This is a genomic window from Staphylococcus sp. EG-SA-2 (genome assembly GCF_017152085.1).
On sequence record NZ_JACYHC010000212.1, the window covers coordinates 1 to 519 of the forward strand.

The window sequence follows — 519 nt, forward strand, 5'->3', positions numbered from 1 at the left end:
TTCATAACATCCCCCCATATAAGTAAACCTCGACAAAATCGTCGAGGTTACATTACTAAGCTTCTTTAGTTAAATTATATAAACTTTGATCAGTTCCAATTTCAATGTCTAAGTTTCGTACTTTATCGTTAACAATAGTTATCGATTTACCTTGGAACATTGGTAATCCAGGTAACTCATCATTCATATATTTTTGCCATTTAACATAAATATCTTTACGTTTCTTTTCATCAATGCCTACTTTTTCGAAGTCTAATGCATCATCTAAATATTGATCTGATTTTGGTAAAACTGTTCTCATTTCATTTTGAGGTCTATCAGTGTGGTATAAATCTGATGGATCTGGATCTGTACCTCCTGCCCATGATCTGAAGTACACTTCCATATCTTTAGATGCATTTGCTAAGTCTTCATTATATTTACCGAATTCTACTAACTTCACATTTGTTTTCAAGCCAACTTTTTCCCAGAAATCTTTTATCGCAGCAGTTCTTGGTTCAAAAGTAGGATTTGAACCTG

The 519-nt window shown here is 32.9% G+C and carries 1 pseudogene; it reads right to left on the minus strand.

The annotated features are described in order from the left end of the window. Positions 1-55 precede the first annotated feature (55 nt). A pseudogene (locus tag IDG60_RS01990) lies at positions 56-519 on the minus strand (oligopeptide ABC transporter substrate-binding protein); the annotation flags it as partial.